The 21,865-nt window shown below is 70.1% G+C and carries 19 protein-coding genes and 1 pseudogene; 4 read left to right on the forward strand and 16 right to left on the reverse strand.

Annotated features, from left to right (window positions below):
• The 4 genes and pseudogenes from I9P22_RS05765 to tkt all read right to left on the reverse strand — a co-directional run.
• Positions 1-252: pseudogene (locus tag I9P22_RS05765) on the reverse strand (acetyl-CoA carboxylase, biotin carboxyl carrier protein); the annotation flags it as partial.
• A 98-nt stretch (positions 253-350) separates the two neighbouring features.
• The gene (locus I9P22_RS05770; RefSeq protein ID WP_199258408.1) at positions 351-1,241 is read right to left on the reverse strand and encodes a lysophospholipid acyltransferase family protein; all 891 of its coding nucleotides are present in this window, start codon (positions 1,239-1,241) and stop codon (positions 351-353) included.
• 24 nt (positions 1,242-1,265) lie between these two features.
• A complete protein-coding gene (locus I9P22_RS05775; protein WP_199258409.1) occupies positions 1,266-2,192 on the reverse strand; it encodes a DMT family transporter in 927 nt (308 codons plus the stop codon).
• Positions 2,193-2,405: 213 nt separating this feature from the next.
• Positions 2,406-4,424, reverse strand: a complete 2,019-nt coding sequence (gene tkt, locus I9P22_RS05780) for a transketolase (protein ID WP_199258410.1) — start codon at positions 4,422-4,424, stop codon at positions 2,406-2,408.
• Positions 4,425-4,519: 95 nt separating this feature from the next.
• Between tkt and I9P22_RS05785 the strand changes: the two genes are divergently transcribed.
• Together I9P22_RS05785 and I9P22_RS05790 are read left to right on the forward strand one after the other, a co-directional pair.
• Complete coding sequence (locus I9P22_RS05785) at positions 4,520-6,436, forward strand: O-fucosyltransferase family protein (protein WP_199258411.1); 1,917 nt, start codon at positions 4,520-4,522, stop codon at positions 6,434-6,436.
• A 100-nt stretch (positions 6,437-6,536) separates the two neighbouring features.
• Positions 6,537-8,027: a nucleobase:cation symporter-2 family protein gene (locus I9P22_RS05790; protein WP_199258412.1), complete on the forward strand. Its 1,491-nt coding sequence runs from the start codon at positions 6,537-6,539 to the stop codon at positions 8,025-8,027.
• On the opposite strand, the gene I9P22_RS05795 is transcribed toward I9P22_RS05790, so the two are convergent.
• The 4 genes from I9P22_RS05795 to I9P22_RS05810 are packed head-to-tail and all read right to left on the reverse strand — an operon-like array spanning position 8,021 to position 12,260.
• On the reverse strand, positions 8,021-9,412 hold the full coding sequence (locus tag I9P22_RS05795; RefSeq protein WP_199258413.1) for an HlyC/CorC family transporter: 1,392 nt from the start codon (positions 9,410-9,412) through the stop codon (positions 8,021-8,023). The genes I9P22_RS05790 and I9P22_RS05795 overlap by 7 nt on opposite strands.
• A complete protein-coding gene (locus tag I9P22_RS05800) occupies positions 9,409-10,386 on the reverse strand; it encodes a tyrosine recombinase (RefSeq protein WP_199258414.1) in 978 nt (325 codons plus the stop codon). Before I9P22_RS05800 ends, I9P22_RS05795 begins: the two co-directional genes overlap by 4 nt.
• Positions 10,387-10,393: 7 nt before the next feature.
• Positions 10,394-12,025 carry a hypothetical protein gene (locus I9P22_RS05805; protein WP_199258415.1) on the reverse strand — a complete coding sequence of 544 codons (1,632 nt, stop codon included), beginning with the start codon at positions 12,023-12,025 and terminating at the stop codon, positions 10,394-10,396.
• The gene (locus tag I9P22_RS05810; protein WP_199258416.1) at positions 12,012-12,260 is read right to left on the reverse strand and encodes a hypothetical protein; all 249 of its coding nucleotides are present in this window, start codon (positions 12,258-12,260) and stop codon (positions 12,012-12,014) included. The genes I9P22_RS05805 and I9P22_RS05810 overlap by 14 nt, the downstream gene beginning before the upstream one ends.
• Before the next feature lie 76 nt (positions 12,261-12,336).
• Between I9P22_RS05810 and I9P22_RS05815 the strand changes: the two genes are divergently transcribed.
• Together I9P22_RS05815 and aroB are read left to right on the forward strand one after the other, a co-directional pair.
• A complete protein-coding gene (locus I9P22_RS05815) occupies positions 12,337-12,921 on the forward strand; it encodes a shikimate kinase (RefSeq protein WP_332909009.1) in 585 nt (194 codons plus the stop codon).
• Complete coding sequence (gene aroB / locus I9P22_RS05820) at positions 12,918-14,036, forward strand: 3-dehydroquinate synthase (RefSeq protein ID WP_199258418.1); 1,119 nt, start codon at positions 12,918-12,920, stop codon at positions 14,034-14,036. The genes I9P22_RS05815 and aroB overlap by 4 nt, the downstream gene beginning before the upstream one ends.
• On the opposite strand, the gene mnhG is transcribed toward aroB, so the two are convergent.
• The 8 genes from mnhG to I9P22_RS05860 all read right to left on the reverse strand — a co-directional run bounded on the left by mnhG (position 14,033) and on the right by I9P22_RS05860 (position 21,861).
• Entirely contained in the window at positions 14,033-14,503 is a 471-nt protein-coding gene (gene mnhG, locus I9P22_RS05825; RefSeq protein ID WP_199258419.1) for a monovalent cation/H(+) antiporter subunit G, read from the reverse strand. The two genes, aroB and mnhG, sit on opposite strands and share 4 nt — an antisense overlap.
• Positions 14,500-14,781: a K+/H+ antiporter subunit F gene (locus tag I9P22_RS05830; protein ID WP_199258420.1), complete on the reverse strand. Its 282-nt coding sequence runs from the start codon at positions 14,779-14,781 to the stop codon at positions 14,500-14,502. Before I9P22_RS05830 ends, mnhG begins: the two co-directional genes overlap by 4 nt.
• Positions 14,778-15,266 carry a Na+/H+ antiporter subunit E gene (locus I9P22_RS05835; RefSeq protein ID WP_199258421.1) on the reverse strand — a complete coding sequence of 163 codons (489 nt, stop codon included), beginning with the start codon at positions 15,264-15,266 and terminating at the stop codon, positions 14,778-14,780. The genes I9P22_RS05830 and I9P22_RS05835 overlap by 4 nt, the downstream gene beginning before the upstream one ends.
• Complete coding sequence (locus tag I9P22_RS05840; protein ID WP_199258422.1) at positions 15,263-17,005, reverse strand: monovalent cation/H+ antiporter subunit D; 1,743 nt, start codon at positions 17,003-17,005, stop codon at positions 15,263-15,265. The genes I9P22_RS05835 and I9P22_RS05840 overlap by 4 nt, the downstream gene beginning before the upstream one ends.
• The gene (locus I9P22_RS05845; RefSeq protein WP_199258423.1) at positions 17,002-17,346 is read right to left on the reverse strand and encodes a Na+/H+ antiporter subunit C; all 345 of its coding nucleotides are present in this window, start codon (positions 17,344-17,346) and stop codon (positions 17,002-17,004) included. Before I9P22_RS05845 ends, I9P22_RS05840 begins: the two co-directional genes overlap by 4 nt.
• Positions 17,346-20,225, reverse strand: a complete 2,880-nt coding sequence (locus I9P22_RS05850) for a monovalent cation/H+ antiporter subunit A (protein WP_199258424.1) — start codon at positions 20,223-20,225, stop codon at positions 17,346-17,348. The genes I9P22_RS05845 and I9P22_RS05850 overlap by 1 nt, the downstream gene beginning before the upstream one ends.
• Before the next feature lie 156 nt (positions 20,226-20,381).
• Entirely contained in the window at positions 20,382-21,632 is a 1,251-nt protein-coding gene (locus tag I9P22_RS05855; RefSeq protein ID WP_233253239.1) for a type III PLP-dependent enzyme, read from the reverse strand.
• The gene (locus I9P22_RS05860) at positions 21,625-21,861 is read right to left on the reverse strand and encodes an acyl carrier protein (RefSeq protein WP_199258426.1); all 237 of its coding nucleotides are present in this window, start codon (positions 21,859-21,861) and stop codon (positions 21,625-21,627) included. Before I9P22_RS05860 ends, I9P22_RS05855 begins: the two co-directional genes overlap by 8 nt.
• Positions 21,862-21,865 lie beyond the last annotated feature (4 nt).

Genomic DNA, 21,865 nt, shown 5'->3' on the forward strand with positions numbered 1-21,865 from the left:
CGGGGCGGGCGCGGCGACCTGGGGCGCCAGAGCCGGGGCCGGGGCAGCGGCGGGCGCGGCCACGGCCTGCACGACCTGCTTGTTCTGCTTCGAGAGGCTGACGGTCAGGCGATCGTTCTCGTCATATTCGCGCTTGACGGTCAGTTCGGTCAGCTCGTTGCGGTTGAGCAGCTCGGCAAGGGCCTGGATGAAGGCGACATCGCCCTCGTGATGGCGCTTTTCGTGACCAGCTTCTTTGGAATCGTCGCTCATGCCGTCCTCTGGAGATCGTTGTTGGTGCCGCGTTCTCTGCGCGGCGGCGTTGGGGGCTTATAAACCGGACTGGAAGCCGAGGGAAAGGGATTTGCCGTCTAGCGCCGGCGTTTCCAGCGCCGATGCACCCAGAACCATTGCTCCATATGGGCGCGCACCAGCCGCTCCAGATCGTCGTTCAGCGCCTGCATCATGGTCCGCGGATCGCTGTGCGGCACCGGCTCGCCGACCTCGACGCGGAAGCTCAGCCCGTCGGGCTGGCGCACCCCGGCAATGGGCAGGATCAGCGCGTCGTAGCGCAGCGCCAGTTCGGCCGGGGTCAGCACGGTCCTGGTGGGCAGGCCGAAGAAGCGCAGTTCGGTGCCATGGTCGTCGAACTGGTCGAAACCCAGCGCCATCCAGCCGCCGCCCTTGAGAAAGCGCAGCATCGCGGCTAGCCCGGCGCGACCGCGCGGGAACATCGGCTCGGCGATGGCGCGCATGGCGGGGATGTAATGGCGGTTGAAGGCCTCGTTGTTCATCGGCCGGTAGAGCGCGCCGACCGGCCAGCCGCGCCCCGAAAGCGCGGCCCGCATGGCGTCGTAATTGCCGAAATGCGCCACCGCCAGGATCACCGGGCGTCCTGCCTGCGCGGCCTGTTCCAGCGCCGGCAGGCCGGGGCCGGTCAGCGGGTCGGCGGCATGGATGCGGTCGGTGAACTCTGTGCCGGAATAGATCTCGGCCAGCGAGCGGCCGGCATTGGCCGGCACGGCGCGCAGCAGCTGGCGCACCTCGCTTTCGGTCAGGTCGGGCCGCGCCATGGCCAGGTTGGCGCGGATGCGGCTGCGCCAGCCGGCCAGCGGCCCCAGCACATGGGCGAACAGCCAGCCCATCGCGGGGATGCGCCGGCGATAGGGCAGCAGCCGGGCCAGGCCCATGATGGCGAGGAAGGCGCCGTTGGCGATGCGGTCGCGCAGGGCCACCGGCTCGGGTATGTCGGTCTCGCTCATCGCGGTCCTGTTCAGCCAGTTCTGTCAGGCGGGCCGGTTCATCGCGCGGGCCTCGCGCATCCAGACATATAGCCCCGCGGCCACGATGATCAACGCGCCGATCACCGTCCAGAGGTCGGGCAGGGTGCCCCAGATGAGCCAGCCCCAGAGCCCGGCCCAGATCAGCCCGGTATAGCCGAAGGGGGCGATGGCGGCAGCCTCGGCCAGGGCGAAGGCGCGGATCAGCAGTGCCTGCGCCGCGGTGCCGAGGCTGCCGAGCAGCAGGAAGGCCCAGAGATCGCCGGGTGCGATGGGCTGCCAGAAGAACGGCACCGCCAGCGAGGACAGCACCGAGCCGACCAGCGCCGACCACAGCACCGAGGTGGCGGTGGAATCGCTGCGGGCGATGCGGGTCAGGATCGCGCCGGCGGCATAGGTAAAGGCGGCGACCAGCGCCAGCAGCGCCGCCGGATGGAAGACGCCGGCGCCGGGGCGGATGATGACCAGCGCCCCGCAAAGCGCGGCGAGGATGCCCAGGATGCGGCGGATGCCGATGGATTCGCCCAGGAAGATCGCGGCGCCCAGCGTGATCAGCACCGGGTTGATGTCCATGATCGCGGTGGCCTCGGCCAGGCCGATGAATTGCAGCGCGCTGAAGAACAGCAGGATCGAGCCGAGCTGCGTCAGGCCGCGGAAGAACTGCACCGCCGGCCGCCGGGTGGCGAGCGCGCCGCGCAGCCGCGGCGCGAAGATGACCGCGACGATGGCCAGGTTGGTGACGAAGCGCGCCCAGACCACCTGCACCGGATGGTAGAGCGTCGAGAGATGCTTGCCGGTCGCATCCATCAGCGTGAACAGGAAGATCGCCAGCAGCAGCAGCAGGATGCCGCGCAGCTGCGTGGCACGGCCCGGATCGCCCGCCGGGGCGAGGATCGGCGGCAATGCGCCGGGGATGGGTTCGGGCGGTGTCATGGCGGGTCCCTCGTGCCGCCGTTATGCCTTCGGACGGCGGCGGGGTCCATGGGGCGCGCGGATGCCGGGCCGCGCCGTCGCCTGAATATTTGGGAAACGGTGCAAGGCAGCCGCGGCGGCTTTCCCGGGGCGCCGGGGCATGGGTATTTGGGGAGCAAAGAAGCCGGTTGGATAGGAAGGGGCCGCGCCAGGGTGGGCGCGGCCCGTCAGGGCTTAGCCGAGCAGGCGGCGGGCCTCGGCGACGGCGGCTTCGGCGGTGATGCCGAATTCCTTGTAGAGCGTCGGTGCCGGGGCCGAGGCGCCGAAGCCGGTCATGCCGATGAAGCCGGAGGCTTCCTCGCGCCCGCGCTCGCCCAGGAGCAGCCAGTCCCAGGGCTGGCGCACAGCGGCCTCGATGGCAATGCGCACGGTGCCGGCGGGCAGGACCTGCCGGCGGTATTCGGCATCCTGGTCGCGGAAAAGCTCCATCGACGGCACCGAGACGACGCGGGTCGGCACGCCCTCGGCCTCGAGCGTCTCGCGCGCGGCGACGGCGATCTCGACCTCGGAGCCCGAGGCCATCAGGATCACCCTGGGCGCGGCGCTGGCCTCGCGCAGCACATAGGCGCCGCGGGCGGTCAGGTTCTCGCCCGCCTGTTCGCGAAGCGTCGGCAGGTTCTGGCGCGACAGGGCCATGACCGTCGGGGTGGAGTCGCTCGACAGCGCGATTTCCCAGGCCTCGGCGGTCTCGATCAGGTCGCAGGGGCGCAGGGTCAGCGTGTTGGGCGTGGCGCGGCAGATCGCCAGGTGCTCGACCGGCTGGTGGGTCGGGCCGTCCTCGCCCAGGCCGATGCTGTCATGGGTCATGACATAGGTCACCGGCAGGCCCATCAGCGCCGAAAGCCGCATGGCGCCGCGGGCGTAGTCGGTGAAGCACATGAAGGTGCCGCCATAGGGGCGCAGGCCGCCATGCAGCCAGATGCCATTCATCGCCGCCGCCATGCCGTGTTCGCGGATGCCGTAATAGATATAGCGGCCCCGGCGGTTCTCGGGCGTGAAGGCGCCCAGATCCTTGGTCCTGGTGTTGTTCGAGCCGGTCAGGTCGGCCGAGCCGCCGATGGTTTCCGGCAGTTCGGGATTCACCACCTCGAGCACCATCTCGCTGGCCTTGCGGGTCGCGACCTTGGGCTTGCTGGCCAGCGCCTGCTGCTTCAGCGCGGCGATGGTGGGCGCCAGCCGGTCGCTGACCCCGCCCGAGATGCGGCGGGCGAATTCGTCGCGGTTTTCCGCCGCATCGACGCGGGCGGCCCAGGCTTCGCGTGCCTCGCGGCCGCGGGAGCCGATGGCGCGCCAGTCGGCCAGGATGTCCTCGGGGATCACGAAGGGGCCATGTTCCCAGCCATAGGCGGCGCGGGCGGCGGCGATCTCCTCGGCCCCAAGCGGCGAGCCATGCGCGGCCGAGCTGTCCTGTTTCTTCGGCGCGCCGTAGCCGATGATGGTCTTGCAGGCGACCAGCACCGGGCGGTCGTCCTGGCCGCTGGCGGCGTCGGAAAGCGCGCGCTCGATATCGGCCGGGTCGTGGCCGTCGCAGGACAGCGTGCGCCAGCCCGAGGCCTCGAAGCGTTTCAGCTGGTCGGTCGAATCCGACAGCGACACGCGGCCGTCGATGGTGATGTCGTTGTGGTCCCAGAGCACGATCAGGTTCTTCAGCTTCTGGTGGCCGGCCAGGCCGATCGCCTCCTGGCTGATGCCCTCCATCAGGCAGCCGTCGCCGGCGATGACCCAGGTCTTGTGGCTGCAGAGATCGGAGCCGAACTGGGCGCGCATCGCCTCTTCGGCGATGGCGAAGCCGACGGCGGTGGCGATGCCCTGGCCCAGCGGGCCGGTGGTGGTCTCGACCCCCTCGGCATGGCCGTATTCGGGATGGCCGGCGGTGATCGAGCCCCATTGCCGGAAGTTGCGGATCTGGTCGAGCGACATCTGCTCGTAGCCGGTCAGGTAGAGCAGCGAATAGATCAGCATCGAGCCGTGGCCGGCCGACAGCACGAAGCGGTCGCGGTCGAACCAGTTCGGCGCGGCGGCGTCGAATTTCAGGTGGTTGCGGAACAGCACCGTGGCGACGTCGGCCATGCCCATCGGCATGCCGGGATGGCCGGACTGCGCCGCCTCGACGGCGTCCATGGAAAGGGCGCGGATGGCGGTGGCGAGGCGCCAGTGGGCGGGATCGGCCTTGCGGCGGGCAGCGATGTCCATATCGGGATTTCCGTGCTGTTGGATGGCGGCAGGTCCTGATAGGCAGGCAGGCGCGCGGTTGCAAGCCGCGTCGGGTTCGGACAGGGCGGTTTGGCATGACTGAAGACGTCTCGATCATCGGCTTTCGCCAGGACCGGATCGGCGCAAGGCTGATCTGCCTGCTCAATGTCATGCGGCTGGCGCGCAGGTTCGGGGTGAAGGGGCGCTACCTGTGGCTTTCGGAACCCGGCGGGCCCTATCCGGAACTGGTCGATCCGCGCGATTTCCTGTCGGCCGATTTCGTGGCCGAGCATATCGCCGTGGTCGAGGCCCCGCCGCAGCGGGCCGGGCTGCAGAACCTGCGCGCCGTGGCGCCGGGCATGAACCGTGCCGGCTTTGCCAAAGCCCTGGCCGAGGGACGGCGCTATGAATGCGACGCCATGTCCGAAGTGGTCTGCTTCATGGACGAGAAGCCGGCCGAGCTTGCCGCCGAGATCCGGGCGGTGGCGCGTCAGTTGACCCTGTCAGAGCGGCTGTGCCGGGCGCTGGAAGACGCCCGGCGCATCGTTGCCGGGGCCGGCGGCGGCAGGCCCATCGCCATCCATGTCCGGCGCGGCGACATCCTGGACGGCGATCCCTGGTCCTATTCCTCGTGGTCGTCGAAATATGTGCCGGACGAATTCTTCCGCGCCTTCATCTCGGGCAGCCAGGGCCCGGTCATCGCCTTTTCCGACACGCCGGCCGCCATCGCGCATCTGCGCCAGGGCGATCCGCGGCTGCTGGCGGGGGACGACCTGCTGGATGCCGGCGCCCTGTCCCCGGCCGAGCGCGACCTGCTGGAGCTGCTGCTGATGGCCGGATGCGCCAAGGTCGGCGCGCCGAGCCACAGCGCCTTCTCGCGCGCCGCGGCGCTCTTGGGCGGCTGCCGGATCGTGGCGCTGCCGAACGATCTGCCCGGCGGCCTGCGGCTGCAGGCCTATGATGCCCTGCTGGCGCGGGTGATCGACCGGCCCGACAGTTTCTTCGCTCCGGGCGATCTGGCGCAGAGCGCCAGCTATGCGGCGCGTCACGCCATGACCAGCGGTCGCGGCAGCGCGCTGGTCGATGCGCTGGCTCCGTGCGAGGCGCTGCTGGAGCGTTTCCCGTTCCTTTACCGCGAGCTTGCCGTTGCCGCCTGGGCCGCCGGCCGGGTGCAAAAGGCCCGCAAGCTGGCGCGGCGGGGGCTCGATTCGCCGCTGATCCGCAACCGCGACAAGCCGCCTTGCCGGCAGGTGCTGCTGATGACCGAGGCGCAGGCCGGGGGCACCGGCATTGACGCCGCCTTCCTGGGCATGATCCTGACCGGCCGCGCCGCCGAGGGGCCGATCATGCCGGTGCTGGCGCATCGGCTGGTCGCCCAGGGCAGCGCGGCGGCGCGGGTGCTGCTGTTTCCGCCGGCGCTGCTGGGCGCTTGTGCCCGGCCCGATCCGCTGGGCGGCAAGGCCGAGGCGCTGCCGCTCTGGGCCCTGCGCATCGACTGGTCGGAATTCGTCCGCAACCCGGCGCTGCAGGGCGAGATGCTGCTCTGGCCCGATATGTGGCGCAAGCTGGCCCCTGCCGCCGCCGGCCTGGCAGAGATTGAGGCGGCGCTGGCTGCGGGCGGCAGGCCGGAACTGCCCGGCGGCGACGGTGCGGCGCGGCTGGGCTTCTGCGCCGCCATCCTGCGGCTGCATGGCCGGCTGAAGCGCGCCTTCGCGCTGCTGCACTGGCTCGACGAGGCGCAGCCCGGCCAGGCGCTGACCCGCAAGCGCCTGGCGGACGGCTGTTTCGCCGCCGGCAACCGCAAGGCCGGGCATCGCTGGCTGGATGCGGCGCTGGAACTGGCGCCGGGCAACGCCATGCTGCTGCTGTCTCAGGCCCTTCGCGCCGCCGAGGAGGGCGACGACGCCCGCGTCGCGGCCCTGGCGCAGGTGGCGGCCGAGGCCTGGCCGGAGTTGCGGCTGGAACAGGCAATCCGGCAGGCGCGGCGCGGCGGAATGCCCGCCGGGCGCTGATCGGCGGCCCGCCGTCCGCGCGATCGCCGGAAAGGATTTGCCAAAGCCGGGCAGAGCCCGCAACCTGCCGGTAAAGTGCAATCCGGACAGGGGGTTTCCAATGGCAAGGTCTGCAACATCCGCGGTGGAGCCGGTCGACGAGATCCTGCCGCCGCTGCGCATGGCGACACTGGGCCTGCAGCATGTGCTGGTCATGTATGCCGGCGCGGTGGCGGTGCCGCTGATCGTCGGCCGGGCGCTGAAGCTTGCGCCCGAGGACGTGGCCTTCCTGATCTCGGCCGACCTGTTCTGCTGCGGCGTGGCCACGATCATCCAGTCGCTGGGGGTGACGCGCTGGTTCGGCATCCAGCTGCCGGTGATGATGGGGGTGACCTTCGCCTCGGTCGGGCCGATGGTGGCGATGGCCAATGCCTATCCGGGGCCGGACGGGGCGCGGATGATCTTCGGCGCCATCATCGGCGCCGGCATCGTCGCCATGATTATCGCGCCCTTCGTCGGCCGGATGCTGAAATTCTTTCCGCCGCTGGTCACCGGCACCATCATCCTGGTGATCGGCGTCACGCTGATGCGGGTGGGGATCAACTGGATCTTCGGCAACCCGGTCGGGCCGACCGCGCCCAAGCTGGTGGACCCGGTCGCGGCGGGTTGGCTGAACCAGCTGAAGGATCTGGCCGGAACCGGCGCGGTGCCGGCGCTGCCCGAAGGCTTCGCCCCGGCGCCCAGCGTGCAGAACCCGCTTTACGCCCAGCCGGTCAACATCGCCATCTCGGGCGTGGTGCTGGTGGCGATCCTGCTGATCGCACGCTTCGGCCGCGGCTTCGTCGCCAATATCGCCGTGCTTCTGGGCATGCTGATCGGCGCGGCGCTGACCATCCTGCTGGGCCAGATGACCTTCGACAAGGTGGCCGAGGCGCATTGGTTCGGCATCGTCGCGCCCTTCCATTTCGGCATGCCGATCTTTGACCCGGTGCTGATCGTGACCATGGTGCTGGTGATGATCGTGGTGATGATCGAATCGACCGGCATGTTCCTGGCTTTGGGCGAGATGACCGGGCGCGAGATCACCCCGCAGCGGCTCAGCGCCGGGCTGCGCACCGACGGGCTCGGCACGCTGATCGGCGGCATCTTCAACACCTTCCCCTATACCTCCTTCAGCCAGAATGTCGGGCTTGTCGGCGTCACCGGCATCAAGAGCCGCTTCATCTGCGTCGCCGGCGGGCTGATCCTGATCCTGTTCGGGCTGGTGCCCAAGATGGGCGCGGCGGTGGAATCGCTGCCGACCCCGGTGCTGGGCGGGGCGGGCCTTGTGATGTTCGGGATGGTCGCCGCGACGGGAATCCGCATCCTCTCGACGGTGGATTTCGCCGGCAACCGCAACCACCTGTTCGTGGTGGCGGTGGCGCTCGGCTTCGGGATGATCCCGCTGATCGCGCCCGACTTCAAGCAATGGCTGCCGCATGCCATCCACCCGTTGATCGAATCGGGCATCCTGCTGGCCACCATCGCGGCGGTGGCGCTGAACGCCTTCTTCAACGGCACCGGCGGCAGCGCCGAGGACGCCAAGCGCGCCGCCAGCATGGCCGATCACTGATCGGCGGCGGGTTCGCGGGGGGGCGGGGCCTCGGCCAGGGGGCGGATGCGCAGGCGGGTGACGCGGTTCTCGCGCCGCGCCACGACCTCGAACCGATAGCCGTGGAAGGAAAACACCTGGCCCGGCGTCGGGATCGACTGGGCCATGTGGATCACCAGCCCGGCCACGGTATTGGCCTCGTCGTCCGGCAGCGACCAGTCCAGCGCCCGGTTCAGGTCGCGGATGGTCATGGCACCGTCGACCAGATAGTCGCCCTGCGCGTTCGGCGCCAGTGACTGCGCGGCGTCCATGTCGTGTTCGTCGGTGATCTCGCCCACGATCTCTTCCAGGATGTCCTCGAGCGTGATCAGCCCGCGCAGGCTGCCATATTCGTCCACCACCAGCGCGAAATGCGTGTGGCGTTTCAGGAATTCGCGCATCTGCTCGTCCAGCGAGGTGGTGTCGGGCACGAAATAGGGCGGCATGGCGGTGCTGAGCACGTCGAAGCTGCGCAGCGCCTCGGGGCCGCTTTCCTGCAGCGCCTTGCGCACCCCGCGCAAAAGATCCTTGGCGTGGATCACGCCGATCACGTTCTCGCGCTCGCCGCGATAGACGGGCAGGCGGGTATGCGGGCTTTGCAGCACCCGGTCCAGCACCGCCTCGGCGGAAAGGTCGGCGTCGATCATCTCGATCCGCGAGCGATGCAGCATGATCTCCTCGACCGAGCGGTCGCCCAGGTCAAGCGCGCCCATCAGCCGGTCGCGCTCCTCCTTCTGCACGGCGCCGCTGGACTGGGCGATGGCCAAGGCACCGGCGATCTCCTCCTGGACGGAAAACACCGGGCCGGACTGATGCGCGCGGATCCCGAACAGCGCCAGGATGCCGCGCGCGACCAGCCGCACCGCGGTCACGGCGGGCGACAGCAGCCGGGTCAGAAGGCCGAGCGGTCGCGCGACGCGGCCGGCCACCGCCTCGGGGGCAAGGCTGGCATAGGTCCTGGGCAGCACCTGGGCAAAGACCAGCACCAGCACGGTCATCGCCAGCGTCGCCGTCGCCACGGCGCCGGAGCCCATGAGCCGGGCGAAGAGCGCGGTGGCCAGGCTGGCGGCCAGGATGTTGACGACATTGTTGCCCAGCAGGATCGAGCCGAGCAGGCTTTCGCTGTCCTCGGTCGCCGCCAGCGCCCTTTGCGCGCCCGCGTCGCCCTTGTCGGCCCGGGCCCGCAGCTTGCTGCGGCTGGCGGCGGTCAGCGCGGTCTCGGAGCCCGAGAAGAAGGCCGAAAGCCCCAGCAGCACCAGGATGGCGGCGCCGGTCAGCCAGAGGGCCGGGTCATGGCCGGCCGAGGCGGCAGCGGGGGCCGGATCGGCGGCCGGGACGGCGGCGGCCGCGGTCAGCAGGGCGATCATGGCGCCTCGCCCCGGCGGCGCCTGGCCAGCGGGTGATGGTTCAGCACCAGGTCGCGCATCCTTGCGTCCAGCACATGCGTATAGATCTCGGTCGTGCCCAGGTCGGCATGGCCCAGCAGCGTCTGGATGGCGCGCAGATCGGCCCCGCCTTCCAGCAGATGCGTGGCGAAGGCGTGGCGCAGCACATGCGGCGAGACGCGCGCCGGGTCGATCCCGGCGGCGAGCGCCAGCTGGCCCAGCAGGCCGTTCATCGCCTGCCGGGTCATGTGCCCCTCGCGCGAGGCGGCCGGGAACAGCCAGCGTGCGCCCTTGCCGGCAACCAGCCGGCCCAGCGGGCTGTCCTCGGGCGCTTGGTCGCGCAGCCTGAGCCAGGCGGCCAGCGCCCGGCGGGCCGGGTCGCTCAGCGGCACCATGCGTTCCTTGCCGCCCTTGCCGCGGATCAAGAGCAGCGTCGGATCGCCCCGGCAGGCGCCGACCGGCAGCGCCACCAGCTCGCTGACCCGCATCCCGGTGGCATAGAGCAGTTCCAGCAGCGCCTGGTTGCGGGCGCGCTCGGTCTCGTTGCGGCCCAGCCGGGGCAGGGCGTCGAACATGGCCTGCACCTCGGCCCGGTCCAGGGTCTTGGGCAGACGCTGCTGGCGGCCGGGACCGCTGATGCGGCCGGCGGGATCGTCCTCGCGCCAGCCTTCTTCCAGCGCGAAGCGCATGATCTGCCGGATCGAGGCCAGCCGCCGCGCCCGGGTCGCACGCGACAGGCCCTGCGCGTCGCAGAAGGACAGGTAATCCTCGATCCCCTCGCGCGGGACCGAAAGCAGGGTCTGGCCGCGCCGGTCCAGCCAGCCGGCGAAATCCTTCAGGTCGCGGCCATAGGCCAGCAGCGTGTTGCGCGCCGCGCCCGCCTCGGCTGCCTGCGCGTCCAGGAAGGCCGAGATGCGGCCCTGGTCGCCCAGCCTGTCGCCGCCGCCGCCGGTCATGGCGCGCTCATGGTGCGCCGCCGCTGCCCGGCGGGGGCAGCAGCAGCGGGGCCAGAACCAGCTCGACCATGGCCTGGCGGGCGATCTCCTGCTGGCCCAGGGCGCGCAGCACCCGCAGCCCCTGCGCCGCGCGGGGCAGGTCGCCGTCCAGTCCGGCATCGACATCGGCCATGGCGCCCAGCAGCGCCTCGCCGCGCCTGTCGGCCAGGATGAGCTGCGCCGCGCCTTCCGGCACGTTGCGTTCCGACGGGCCGAGGAAGGCCGGGAACAGCAGCGCCGCGCGCTCGCTCGCCTCGCCCTCCGGCGGGGCGGATTCGGGCTCGCCGCCGGCAAAGCGCAGCAGCCAGAGGTCGAAGGCCGGGGCATCGGCGGGCGGGTCCGACACCACTTGCGGCTGCGCCGCCTGCAGCGCCAGCCACAGCGCGATCCGGCCCGGCCGGCCGTCCAGTCCCAGGGCGCCCAGCTCGGCCCCGGCCATCTCGGCCAGCGCCGGGCCCAGCCCGGCCGCGACCATGGCCTCGAAGGCCGGCGGCAGCGCTTTGGCGACGGCGGCCGTGTCGCGCAGCACCAGCGCGTCGTTCAGCGCCTGCATGGCGGCGGCGCGGTCCCAGACCCCGCCCGAGGCGGCCGGCTTCTGCTCCAGGTAGATCATCCGCAGCTGCGAGGCCGGGATGGCCCCGGCGCGGGCCAGCCGCTCGGCCGCGTCCAGCCGCGCCTTCCAGCCGCCATTCTGGTCCAGGTCGGCCAGCGCGAAGGCCAAGGGCAGGCTGGTCGAGGGCAGGGGCTGGCCGATCGCCTCGTGCAGGCGCAGTTCCAGCGGCGTGACCACCGGCGGCGGCACCAGTTCCTCGGCCGAGTCGGAATAGCCGTCGTCCAGATAGTGCGCCAGCAGCGTCGCCATCGGCGGGTCGATCTGGCCCATGGCCTCGGCGCCGTGGAAGACCAGCGCCGCCGCGGTCCAGTCGCCGCCAAGCGCCAGGCAATAGATCCGGGCCGGGAAGCTGGGCGCGACGCCCGGCGTGCGGTCCATGATGTCGCAGCCCTGCGCCTCGTCGCCGGACAGCAGGGCGATGTCGAACAGGCGCCGGAACCGCTCGGGATCGCCGGGGCCGGCGGCCTTGAGCAATTCCTTGGCCGCGCCGGTGGCGCCCATGTCCAGAAGCTTGTCTACCCGCGCCAGGAACAGCGCGCCTTCCTGCCCCGGTTCGGCCCGGGGCGGGCGCAGCTGCGCGGCCAGCAGCCGGCGTTCCAGCCGTCGCAGCGCCGGCAGGCGCGGGGCCGAGCGGCCGATCAGCTGCACCAGCACCGCCGAATCGCTGTCGCCCCACAGGTCCGCCGGCAGGCCGGCCGTGCGGGGCGAGACGGTGCCCTTGCCGTCCGGGTTGCCCTCGCCCAGCCGGGTCACGCCGACCGGCTCGACCGCGCCGGTGGGGGCGATGTCGCGCTTGCTTTGCCGCTTCAGCTCGGGCGGGCGCGGATCGCCGGGCCGCCAGGACGAGATGTTGTCCGGCGGCTGCACGCTGCCCGACAGCCAGTCGCTGGCCGAAAGCGGCGGTTTCGCCGCTGCCGGCTGCGCGGAAGCCAGGCCCGCCGCCAGGGCAAGCGCAAGGCCAAGATGGGGGCGTTCAGTCGAGGTCATCTTGTCCCGCATCGGTGCCGGCCGCTTGCGGCGCGGTTTCGGCCGCCGCCTGCTCCGGAGCGGGAGCGGGGGCGGAGGCGGGCTCGGCCGGGACGGGCGTCTCGGCGCCCAGGTCCAGCTCGACCGGCATCCGCATCTCGCGCGGGTCCGAACTCATGTCGCCGAAATAGGCATAGCCCGTCAGCCCCGCCAGAATCAGCAGGACCAGAACCGCCACCAGTTTCAAAAGCCGCATGAAATGCCCTTTCCGCCTCGATCCATTGCCGGTCTCACGCCGGTTCTCGCGAAATATATATGGCATTTCCCGAAAGATCACGCCATCAGTCACAGCCGTTGCAAATGACGGGGCCGGTGGGGTGATGCGGCGGAATATCGTGCTGATCGGGATGATGGGGGCGGGCAAGACCGCAATCGGCAGCGAGCTTGCGCGCCGGCTGCGCCGGCCGTTCTCGGATACCGATGCCGAGATCGAGCGCGCCGCCGCCATGACCATCCCCGAGATCTTTGCCCGCGACGGCGAGGAATTCTTCCGCGCCCGCGAATCGGAGGTGCTGGGCCGAGTCCTGGCCTCGGGGCGCGGCATCGTCTCGACCGGCGGCGGCGCCTGGCTGCGCCCCGAGAACCGCAGCCGCATCGGCGAGGAAGGGGTCTCGGTCTGGCTGGATTGCGATGCCGACACGCTCTGGCACCGCGTCCGTCACCGGCCGACCCGGCCGCTGCTGCAGACCGCCGACCCGCGCGGCACGCTGGAGCGGCTGCTGGCGGAGCGCAGCCCGGTCTATGCGCTGGCCGATATTCGCGTCCCCGCGCAGCGCGGCGACAGCATCGAAGAAACCGCGAATCGTGTGCTCGACGCCATCCGGGCGCATGATCCCGCGATCCTGGAGGGCAAATGAGCACCGAAACCGCGCATGACACCGTTCACGTGGACCTGGGCGCGCGTTCCTATGACGTGCGCATCGGCCAGGGCCTGCTGGCCCGGGCCGGCGAGGAGATCCTGGCACTGGCCGGCCGCCGCCGCGTCGCCATCCTGACCGACGAGACGGTGGCGGCGCTGCACCTGCCGGCGCTGCAGCAGGCGCTGGCGGGCGCGGGCATCGAGGCGCCGGCGCTGGCGCTGCCTGCCGGCGAGGCGACGAAATGCTGGGCCGAACTGGGCCGCGCCGTGGAATGGCTGCTGGCGCAGAAGGTCGAGCGCAAGGACCTGGTGATCGCGCTTGGCGGCGGGGTGATCGGCGATCTCGCCGGTTTCGCCGCCGCGATCCTGCGCCGCGGCGTGCGCTTCGTGCAGATCCCCACGACACTGCTGGCGCAGGTGGACAGCTCGGTCGGCGGCAAGACCGGCATCAACAGCCCGCAGGGCAAGAACCTGATCGGCGCCTTCCACCAGCCGGCGCTGGTGCTGGCCGATATCGACGTTCTGGGCACGCTGAGCCCGCGCGATTTCCGCGCCGGCTATGGCGAGGTGGCGAAATACGGGCTCTTGGGCGACGAGTCCTTCTTCGAGTGGCTGGAGGCGACGGCCACCGCCCTGGCCGCCGACCCGGCGCTGCGCCAGCGCGCCGTGCGTCATTCGGTCGAGATGAAGGCCGGCATCGTCCAGCGCGACGAGACCGAGCAGGGCGAGCGGGCGCTGCTGAACCTGGGCCATACCTTCGGCCATGCGCTGGAATCGGCCACCGGCTATTCCGACCGCCTGCTGCATGGCGAGGGAGTGGCCATCGGCTGCACGCTGGCCTTCGAGCTGTCGGCGCGGATGGGCCTGTGCAGCCAGGAGGCGCCGTCGCGGGTCGCGGCGCATTTCGCCGCCATGGGCCTGCCCTCGCGCGTGGCCGAGATCCCCGGTGAATTGCCCGACGACGAGGCGCTGGTTGCGCTGATGGCGCAGGACAAGAAGGTGCAGGACGGCCGGCTGCGCTTCGTCCTGGCGCGCGGCATCGGCCAGGCCTTCGTCACCGACGCGGTGGACCCGGCGCAGCTGCGCGCGGTGCTGGCGGAATCGCGGCGCTAATCGCCGCGCCGCCGTTCCGGTTCCGGGTCGCCGTGGGACAGCAGGCCCGTGTCCACCACACCCTCGCCATAGCCGGTGAGGTCGCGCGGCATTTCCGGCGGGCTCTCCTGCGCGTCGGGGCGCGGTGGCACCGTCTCGTCATGGCCCAGCTTGGTGTCGCGGTCGCGCCGCAGCGCCGCCCGGCCCAGCATCAGAAGCGTGATCGGCGTGGTCGCCATGATGAAGATGCCGACCATCAGCTCGTGCAGGACCAGGCGGCCTTCCAGCAGGGTGAACATCAGCATCGAGGCCAGGATGATCAGCAAGGTGCCGTAGCTGTAGCCCAGGGTCGGCGCATGCAGCCGCTGGTAGAAGCTTTTCAGCCGCAGCAGCCCGATGCCGCCCAGCACGGTCAGCGTGGCCCCGATGACGACGAACAGCGCCACGATCAGCGCCGCCCAGGGCGGCAGAAGCTCGAGATGCCTCATTCCACCACCTCGCCGCGCATCAGGAACTTGGCCGCGCAGACCGTAGTGACGAAACCCAGGACGGCGATGACCAGCGCGCCCTCGAAGAAGAAGACGTTGCCGTTGCCCATGCCGATCACCAGAAACAGCAGCATGGCGTTCATGTACATGGTGTCGAGCGCCAGCACCCGGTCCTGGGCGCGCGGCCCGCGCAGCATCCGCCAGCAGGCCAGCCCCAGGGCCAGGATCAGGGCGATCTGGGCGTAGCCCAGGGCGAAGCGCAGGATTTCGGCGGTCATTCGAAAATCTCCATCAGCAGCGCCTCGTAGCGGTCGCGGATCAGCGCCTGCCAGTCGTCCTCGCTACGCAGGTCCAGCACATGCAGCAGCAGCCGGCCGCTTTCCCGTTCGAACTCGATCCAGGCGGTGCCGGGGGTCGCGGTCAGGATGATCGCCAGCATGGCGATGGCGTTCGGTTCGCGCAGCTGCAGGGTCAGCTCGACGAAGCCCGAGTGATAGGCGGGGTGGTTCGGTCCCAGGACCAGCACCCGCGCCACCGCGAGGTTCGAGCGCAGGATGTCCAGCGCCACGATGAGGAACAGCCGCGGAATCGCCAGCCAGCGGCGGAACTTGGGCTTGGGCGGGTGCAGGTGCTCGACCGACCAGCCGGCGATCAGGGCGATGACGGTGCCCAGCACCAGGTTGCCCAACGAAAAGCTGGTCAGCACCAGCCACATCAGCACCAGCGCCAGCGACAGGACGGGATGCGGGATGGCGCGGCTCATTCCCCGCCCTCCTGATCCTGGCCGGCATCGTCGGCGGCGGTCGGGTCGGGGGCGCTGTTCTGCGCCGGGGCGGCGCGGACGTCCTGCGCCCCGGCCAGCACAGCGTTGCGATAGATCCCCGGTTCCAGCAGCGCCAGGGCGGTGGCGCGGGTGTAGTTAAGCAGTGCATCGGCGCGCACCGTCTGCAGGGCGATCATCGCCAGCAGCAGCACCACCGGGATCACCTCGAGCGCCAGGATGCGCGGGGTCGGGCCTTCCTCGGCCCAGAAGCGGCGGATGCCGAAGCGCATCAGCGCGATCAGCGCGCCCAGTCCCGACAGGATCAGCATGGCCGCATAGATCCACAGGATCACCGGCAGCGCGCCCGAGGTGTGCAGGTTGTCCTGCACCGCACCCTGCAGGATGGCGAACTTGCCGATGAAGCCCGGCATCGGTGGCAGGCCGGCGATCATCGCCGCCACCAGGGCAAAGCACATCGCCATGGTCAGCCAGCTGACCGTGCGGGTGCTGGCCGGAGTGGTCATGTCCTCGACCGTGTCGAGCCCCATCGGCGCCCAGCGTTCGCTGAGCGGATCGGCGACGTCCTCGGCCGGGGCGCCGTCGTCGTTCTCGTCCTTGCCCGCGTCGCCGCGGCTGACCGGCTCGGCGATCAGGAAGAAGGCCGAGATGGCGGCGGTCGAGCCGACCATGTAGTAAAGCGCGCCCCCCAGCATCCCCGGCCCGCCGCCCGCCTGGGCAAAGCCTACCGCCGCCAGCACCGTGCCCGAGGAGATGATCGCCAGGTAACCGCCCTTGCGCGTCAGTTCCGGCGTGCCCAGGATGCCGATCATGCCGAAGCCCATGGTGAGCACGCCGCCGATCATCAGCGCCGGCGCGCCGAACCCGGCCGAGGGTCCGGCATCCGGCCCCAGCACCAGAAGCGACAGCCGCAGGATGACATAGATGCCGACCTTGGTCATGATCGCCATGATCGCGGCGGCGGGCGGCGAGGCCGCGCCATAGGTCGGCGGCAGCCAGAAGCATAGCGGCCAGGCCGCGGCCTTGATCAGGAAGGCGAGGCCCAGGAAGGCCGCTGCGGCGTGGAACAGCATCCGCTCGGCATCGTCGAGCCAGTAAAGCGCCCGGCCGATATCGGCCATGTTCAGCGTGCCGGTGGTGCCATAGACCAGCGCCACCCCGATCAGGAAGAACAGCGAGGCCGCCAGGTTCACCGCGATGTAATGCAGCCCGGCCTTGATCCGCTCGGGGCCCGAGCCGTGCAGCATCAGCCCGTAGGACGCCGCGAGCATCACCTCGAAGAACACGAACAGGTTGAACAGGTCGCCGGTCAGGAAGGCGCCGTTCACCCCGGCCAGCAGGAACTGGAACATGCTGTGATAATGCTGGCCCTTGCCGTGCCAGCCCGCCGCCGCATAGATCAGCGACGGCGCCGCCAGCAATGCGGTCAGCATCACCATCATTGCCGAAAGCCGGTCCAGTACCAGCACGATGCCGATCGGCACCGGCCAGTCCCCCAGCCGGTAGAGGCCGACCACCGTGCCGGCCTGCTCGCCCGCGGATTTCACCCCGGCCATCAGCTCGACCGAGGCCAGGAAGGTCAGCCCGACCGCCACCAGCCCCATGACCAGCTTGGTCTGGCGGTTGCGGTCGTTGTAGAACAGCATGATCGCGCCAGCGACCAGCGGCACCAGGATCGGCGCGATCATCAGGTGGTTGGGGGCGATGCCTTCGTTCATCATGGCCGGCGCTCCCGCCCGTCGACATGGTCGGTGCCGGCGACGCCGCGCGCCGCGATCATGACGACAAGGAACAGCGCCGTGGTGGCGAAGCTGATGACGATGGCGGTCAGCACCAGCGATTGCGGTAGCGGATCGGCATAGGCGGTGGGATCGACGAATCCGCCCTTGGGCATGATCGGCGCCGCGCCGATGTAAAGCCGGCCCATGGCGAAGATGAACAGGTTCACGCCATAGGCCAGCAGGCACAGCCCGACGATGACCTGATAGGAGCGCGGCCGCAGGATCAGCCAGACGCCCGAACCGCAGAGCACGCCGATGGCCAGGGCCAGGATCAGTTCCATCAGGCGGTCTCCTCGGGCTCGTCGGTGGCGCGCGGCCGCGGGGCGACGCGCAGCGACTGGTGGGCGATGGCGATCAGCATCAGCACGATGGCCCCCAGCACCAGCGAGAAGACCCCGAAATCGAACAGCATCGCGGTCGAGAAGGGCACCTTGCCGATCACCGGGATGTCCAGATATTGCGCATGGGCGCTGAGGAAGGGATAGCCGAAGATCCAGGCGCCGGCGCCCACCGATGCGGCGATGGTCAGCCCGAAGGCCATCCAGCGCACCGGCAGCACGGTCAGCCGCGCCTCGACCCAGCGCACGTTCGCGGCCACGTATTGCAGCAGCAGGCCGATGGCCAGCGTCACCCCGGCCGCGAAGCCGCCGCCCGGCAGGTCATGGCCGCGGAAGAACAGATAGGCCGAAAGCGCGATGATCGGCGCGAACATCCATTGCATCAGCACCGCCGGCACGAAGAGATAGGCCTCCAGCGCCTGTTCCTCGGCGTCGAGCTGCGGGCGCGGGCGCTCGACGCTTTCCGGCGCCGGGCGGAAGCGGCGCAGCAGGGCATAGACCGTCAGCCCGACCACGGCCAGCACGGTGATCTCGCCGAAGGTGTCGAAGGCGCGGAAATCGACCAGGATGACGTTGACCACATTGGTGCCGCCGCCCTCGACATAGGCGTTGCGCAAAAACCAGTCACCGACCGAAGCGCCGGGCTGGGTCAGCAGCACCGCCAGCGCCAGCGCCGTCATGCCGGAGCCGCAGGCCAGCGCGATTAGCAGGTCGCGGAAGCGGCGCGAGCGGGCGGCGAAGGTGTTGTCGCCGGCGATCTCCTCGCTGCGCTTGGGCAGCCAGCGCAGGCCGAGCAGCAAGAGCGCGGTGGTCGCGATCTCGACCAGCAGCTGGGTCACGGCCAGGTCCGGGGCGGAAAGCCAGACGAAGGTGGCGCAGGTCACGAGGCCGGCGCCGCCCATCAGCACCAGCGCCGCGAAACGGTGGTATTTCGCCTGCCAGGCGGCGCCAAGCGCGCAGGTGCCGCCGACCAGCCACAGCAGCGCGAAGACCAGCTCGCGCGAGCTGACCGAGGGCATGGGCACCACCCAGTCCAGCGTGCCAAGCGCGAACCAGGCCCCGGCCAGGCCCAGCAGCACGATGGCGCGCAGCTGCGCCTGCAGCCCGTTCGCCGACAGGACCCGCAGCGCCAGCCGCGGCAGGCGGATCGAGAACAGCTGCAGCAGCCAGTCGAAGCCGCGGCCGAAATCCAGCCGCCGCATCAGCCGGGTGCCGTCCTCGCCCGAATCGATCAGCCGGCGCGGCAGCAGGTAGATCAGCGCCCCCAGCGACATGGCGATCAGGCTCATGACCAGGGCCGGGGTGACGCCATGCCAGATCTTCAGGCTGAAATCCGGCAGGTCCGGGCCGACCACGGCCTGGCTTGCGGTCTGCAGCCAGGGGGCCAGGACCTGCTGCGGGGACATGCCGATGGCCAGGCAGATCGCCACCAGCACCGCCACCGGAAGGCGCATCAGCAGCGGCGGCTCGTGCGGCTGCTGCGGCAGGTCGGTGGCCGGCGGGCCGAAGAACACGGTGACGATGAAGCGCAGCGAATAGGCGGCGCTGAACGCCCCCGCCAGCACCGCGACATAGGGCGCCAGGTTGTCCAGCGGGCTGCCATTGTTCCACAGATAGGTGGCCTCGAAAAACATCTCCTTGGAGAGGAAGCCGTTGAGCAGCGGCACCCCGGCCATGGCGCCCGAGGCGATGATCGCCAGCGCCGCGGTGACCGGCATGGCGCGCGCCAGCCCCGACAGGCGGCGCATGTCGCGGGTGCCGGTCTCGTGGTCGATGATGCCGGCGGCCATGAACAGCGAGGCCTTGAAGACCGCGTGGTTGACGATGTGGAACACCGCCGCGATCAGCGCGAAGCGGGTGCCGATCCCGGCCAGCGCGGTAATCAGCCCCAGGTGGCTGATGGTGGAATAGGCCAGCAGACCTTTGAGATCATGGCGGAACAGCGCCACCACCGCGCCCAGCAGCAGCGTCGCCAGCCCGATCCCGGTCACCAGCTGAAACCAGGCATCGGTGCCGCCAAGCGCCGGGTGGAAACGCAGCAGCAGGAAGACCCCGGCCTTCACCATAGTCGCCGAATGCAGGTAGGATGAGACCGGCGTCGGCGCTGCCATGGCATTGGGCAGCCAGAAATGGAACGGGAACTGCGCCGATTTGGTGAAGGCTCCGAACAGGAACAGCAGCAGGATCGCCGGATAAAGCCGGTGGCTGGTGATCTGCGGCCCGGCCTTCAGCACCGTGTCGAGATCGTAGCTGCCGGCGATCTGCCCGATCAGGATCATCGCCACCATCAGCCCCAGCCCGCCCGAGGCGGTAACGATCAGCGACATCCGCGCCCCGTCGCGCGCGTCCTGGCGGTGGAACCAGTAGCCGATCAGCAGGAACGAGATCAGGCTGGTCAGTTCCCAGAACACCACCAGCATGATGATGTTGCCCGACAAGAGCACGCCCGACATGGCGCCGGAAAAGGCCAGAAGGCAGGAATAGAGCCGCGGCACCGGATCCTCGGGCGCCATGTAATAGCGCGCGTAAAGGATGACCAGGAAGCCGATCCCCACCACCAGAACCGTGAACAGCCAGGAAAACCCGTCGATGCGGAAGGTCAGGTCCAGGCCGATCGAGCTGACCCAGTGGAAGGTGCCGGTGATGCTGCGCCCCTCGGTCACCGCCGGGTAAAGCACGATCAGGATGGCCAGCGCCACGATCATCGTCAGCCCGGCGAGCCAGGCTTCGGCGTTGCGCGCTCCGATGGGCAGCGTGGCCGCCAGCGCGGCTGACACGAATGGCGTCAGAACAAGCAAGAGCAACAGGTTCTGTTCGACCATCGGCGTCCTTCTGCGGTTCGGGGGCTTGGCCGATCATAGCCGCCGCGGGGCGGAAAACACAACCGAGCCAATCGGGAAAACCGACGCAAAAATCGCCGATCAGGAGGATTTTATCGCCCCGCCTGACCGGGCCCTTCGGCGGGCGCGAGGGCGGGGCTAGCCGTCGCCCAGCCGCGACACGTCCCGCACCTGCCCGCTGGTCGCCAGCAATTCCCGGGGAACGGGATGACTGATGAAATGCACCGGGCTTGCCGTGGGGCCGTAGGCGCCGCAGGCATGGATGGCAAGCAGGTCGCCTTCCTCCAGCCGGGGCAGGGCGACGCCGCCGCCGAGCTTGTCGATCGAGGTGCAGAGCGGGCCCGAGATGTCCTGCTTCTCCTCGGGCCGGGTGCCGTCCTCGTCGCCGCCGACCCGGTGCATGATGTAGTTGCGGCGCAGGACCATGCCGAAATTGCCCGAGGCCGCCAGATTCGCGTTCAGCCCGCCGTCGCAGATCGCGATGCGGGTGCCGCGCGATTGCTTGACCGAAACGACTCGGGTCACGAACCAGCCCGCCGGCCCGAGCAGGTAACGGCCCAGCTCCAGTACCAGCCGCGTCGAGGGGAAACGCCCGGCGAAGGCGTCGAGCTCCGGTCCGACCTCGGCGGCGATGGCCGCAAGGTCGAGCTCGCTTTCGCCGGGATGGTAGGGAATGCCGAGGCCGGCGCCGAAGACCAGCTTCTGCGGAACCAGCGCCAGCGCCGCGCAGATCTCGGTAAAGACCTGCATGAAGACCCGCCAGTTCTCGCAGATCGCCTCGGGGCGCAGGCATTGCGTGCCGGAATAGATGTGCAGCCCGACGATGCGCAGGTTGGGCAGGGCGGCGATGCGCGGCAGGATCTCGGCCGCATCCTCGACATCGACGCCGAAGGGGCTGGGGCGCCCGGCCATCTGGTCGCCGAAGCCCTTGGGGACCCGCGAAGGCGCCAGGCGCACCAGGACCGGCTGCACGCGGCCGAGTTCGCCGGCGATGGCATCGGCAAGCTCGGCCTCGCGCAGGCTTTCCAGCACCAGTTCGCCCAGGCCCCCGGCGATGGCGGGGCGCAGCTCGGCCGCCTGCTTGGCGGGGCCGGTGAAGCTGATGCGCCCGGCTTCCCAGCCGGCCTGCATGGCCAGCCCGAACTCGCCGCCCGAGGAAATGTCGAGATGGTCCAGCCGGTCGCGCATCCAGGACAGCAGCGCCGGGTTGGGGTTGCTTTTCACCGCGAAGCTGATGGCGAACCAGCGGCCCAGATGGGCGCGCAGATGTGCCAGCCGCGCCTCGACCAGGTCGGTGGAATAGACATAGGCCGGGGTGCCGAAACGGTCCGCCGCCTCGGCCAGCAGCCGGTCCGGCGCTTCGCTGCGGGTTGCGGCGGACTCAGCCAAGGCTGTCGACATAGGCCAGGATCGCGTCGATGGTGTCGAAATTATCCAGCGTCACGTCGCCCGGCTGCACATGCACCCCCGCCTTGCTTTCCACGAAGCCGATCAGCCCGACCATCGAGACCGAATCCAGCATCCCGGTCGAGAACAGCTCGGTATCGCCGTCGATGGGCTGGTCGAGGTTCAGCTCGGTCTGGACATAGGATATCAGCGCTTGCTTGCTCAGGCTCATGGTC

The sequence above is a fragment of the Paracoccus binzhouensis genome (assembly GCF_016446475.1).
Classification (GTDB): Bacteria; Pseudomonadota; Alphaproteobacteria; order Rhodobacterales; family Rhodobacteraceae; genus Paracoccus; species Paracoccus binzhouensis.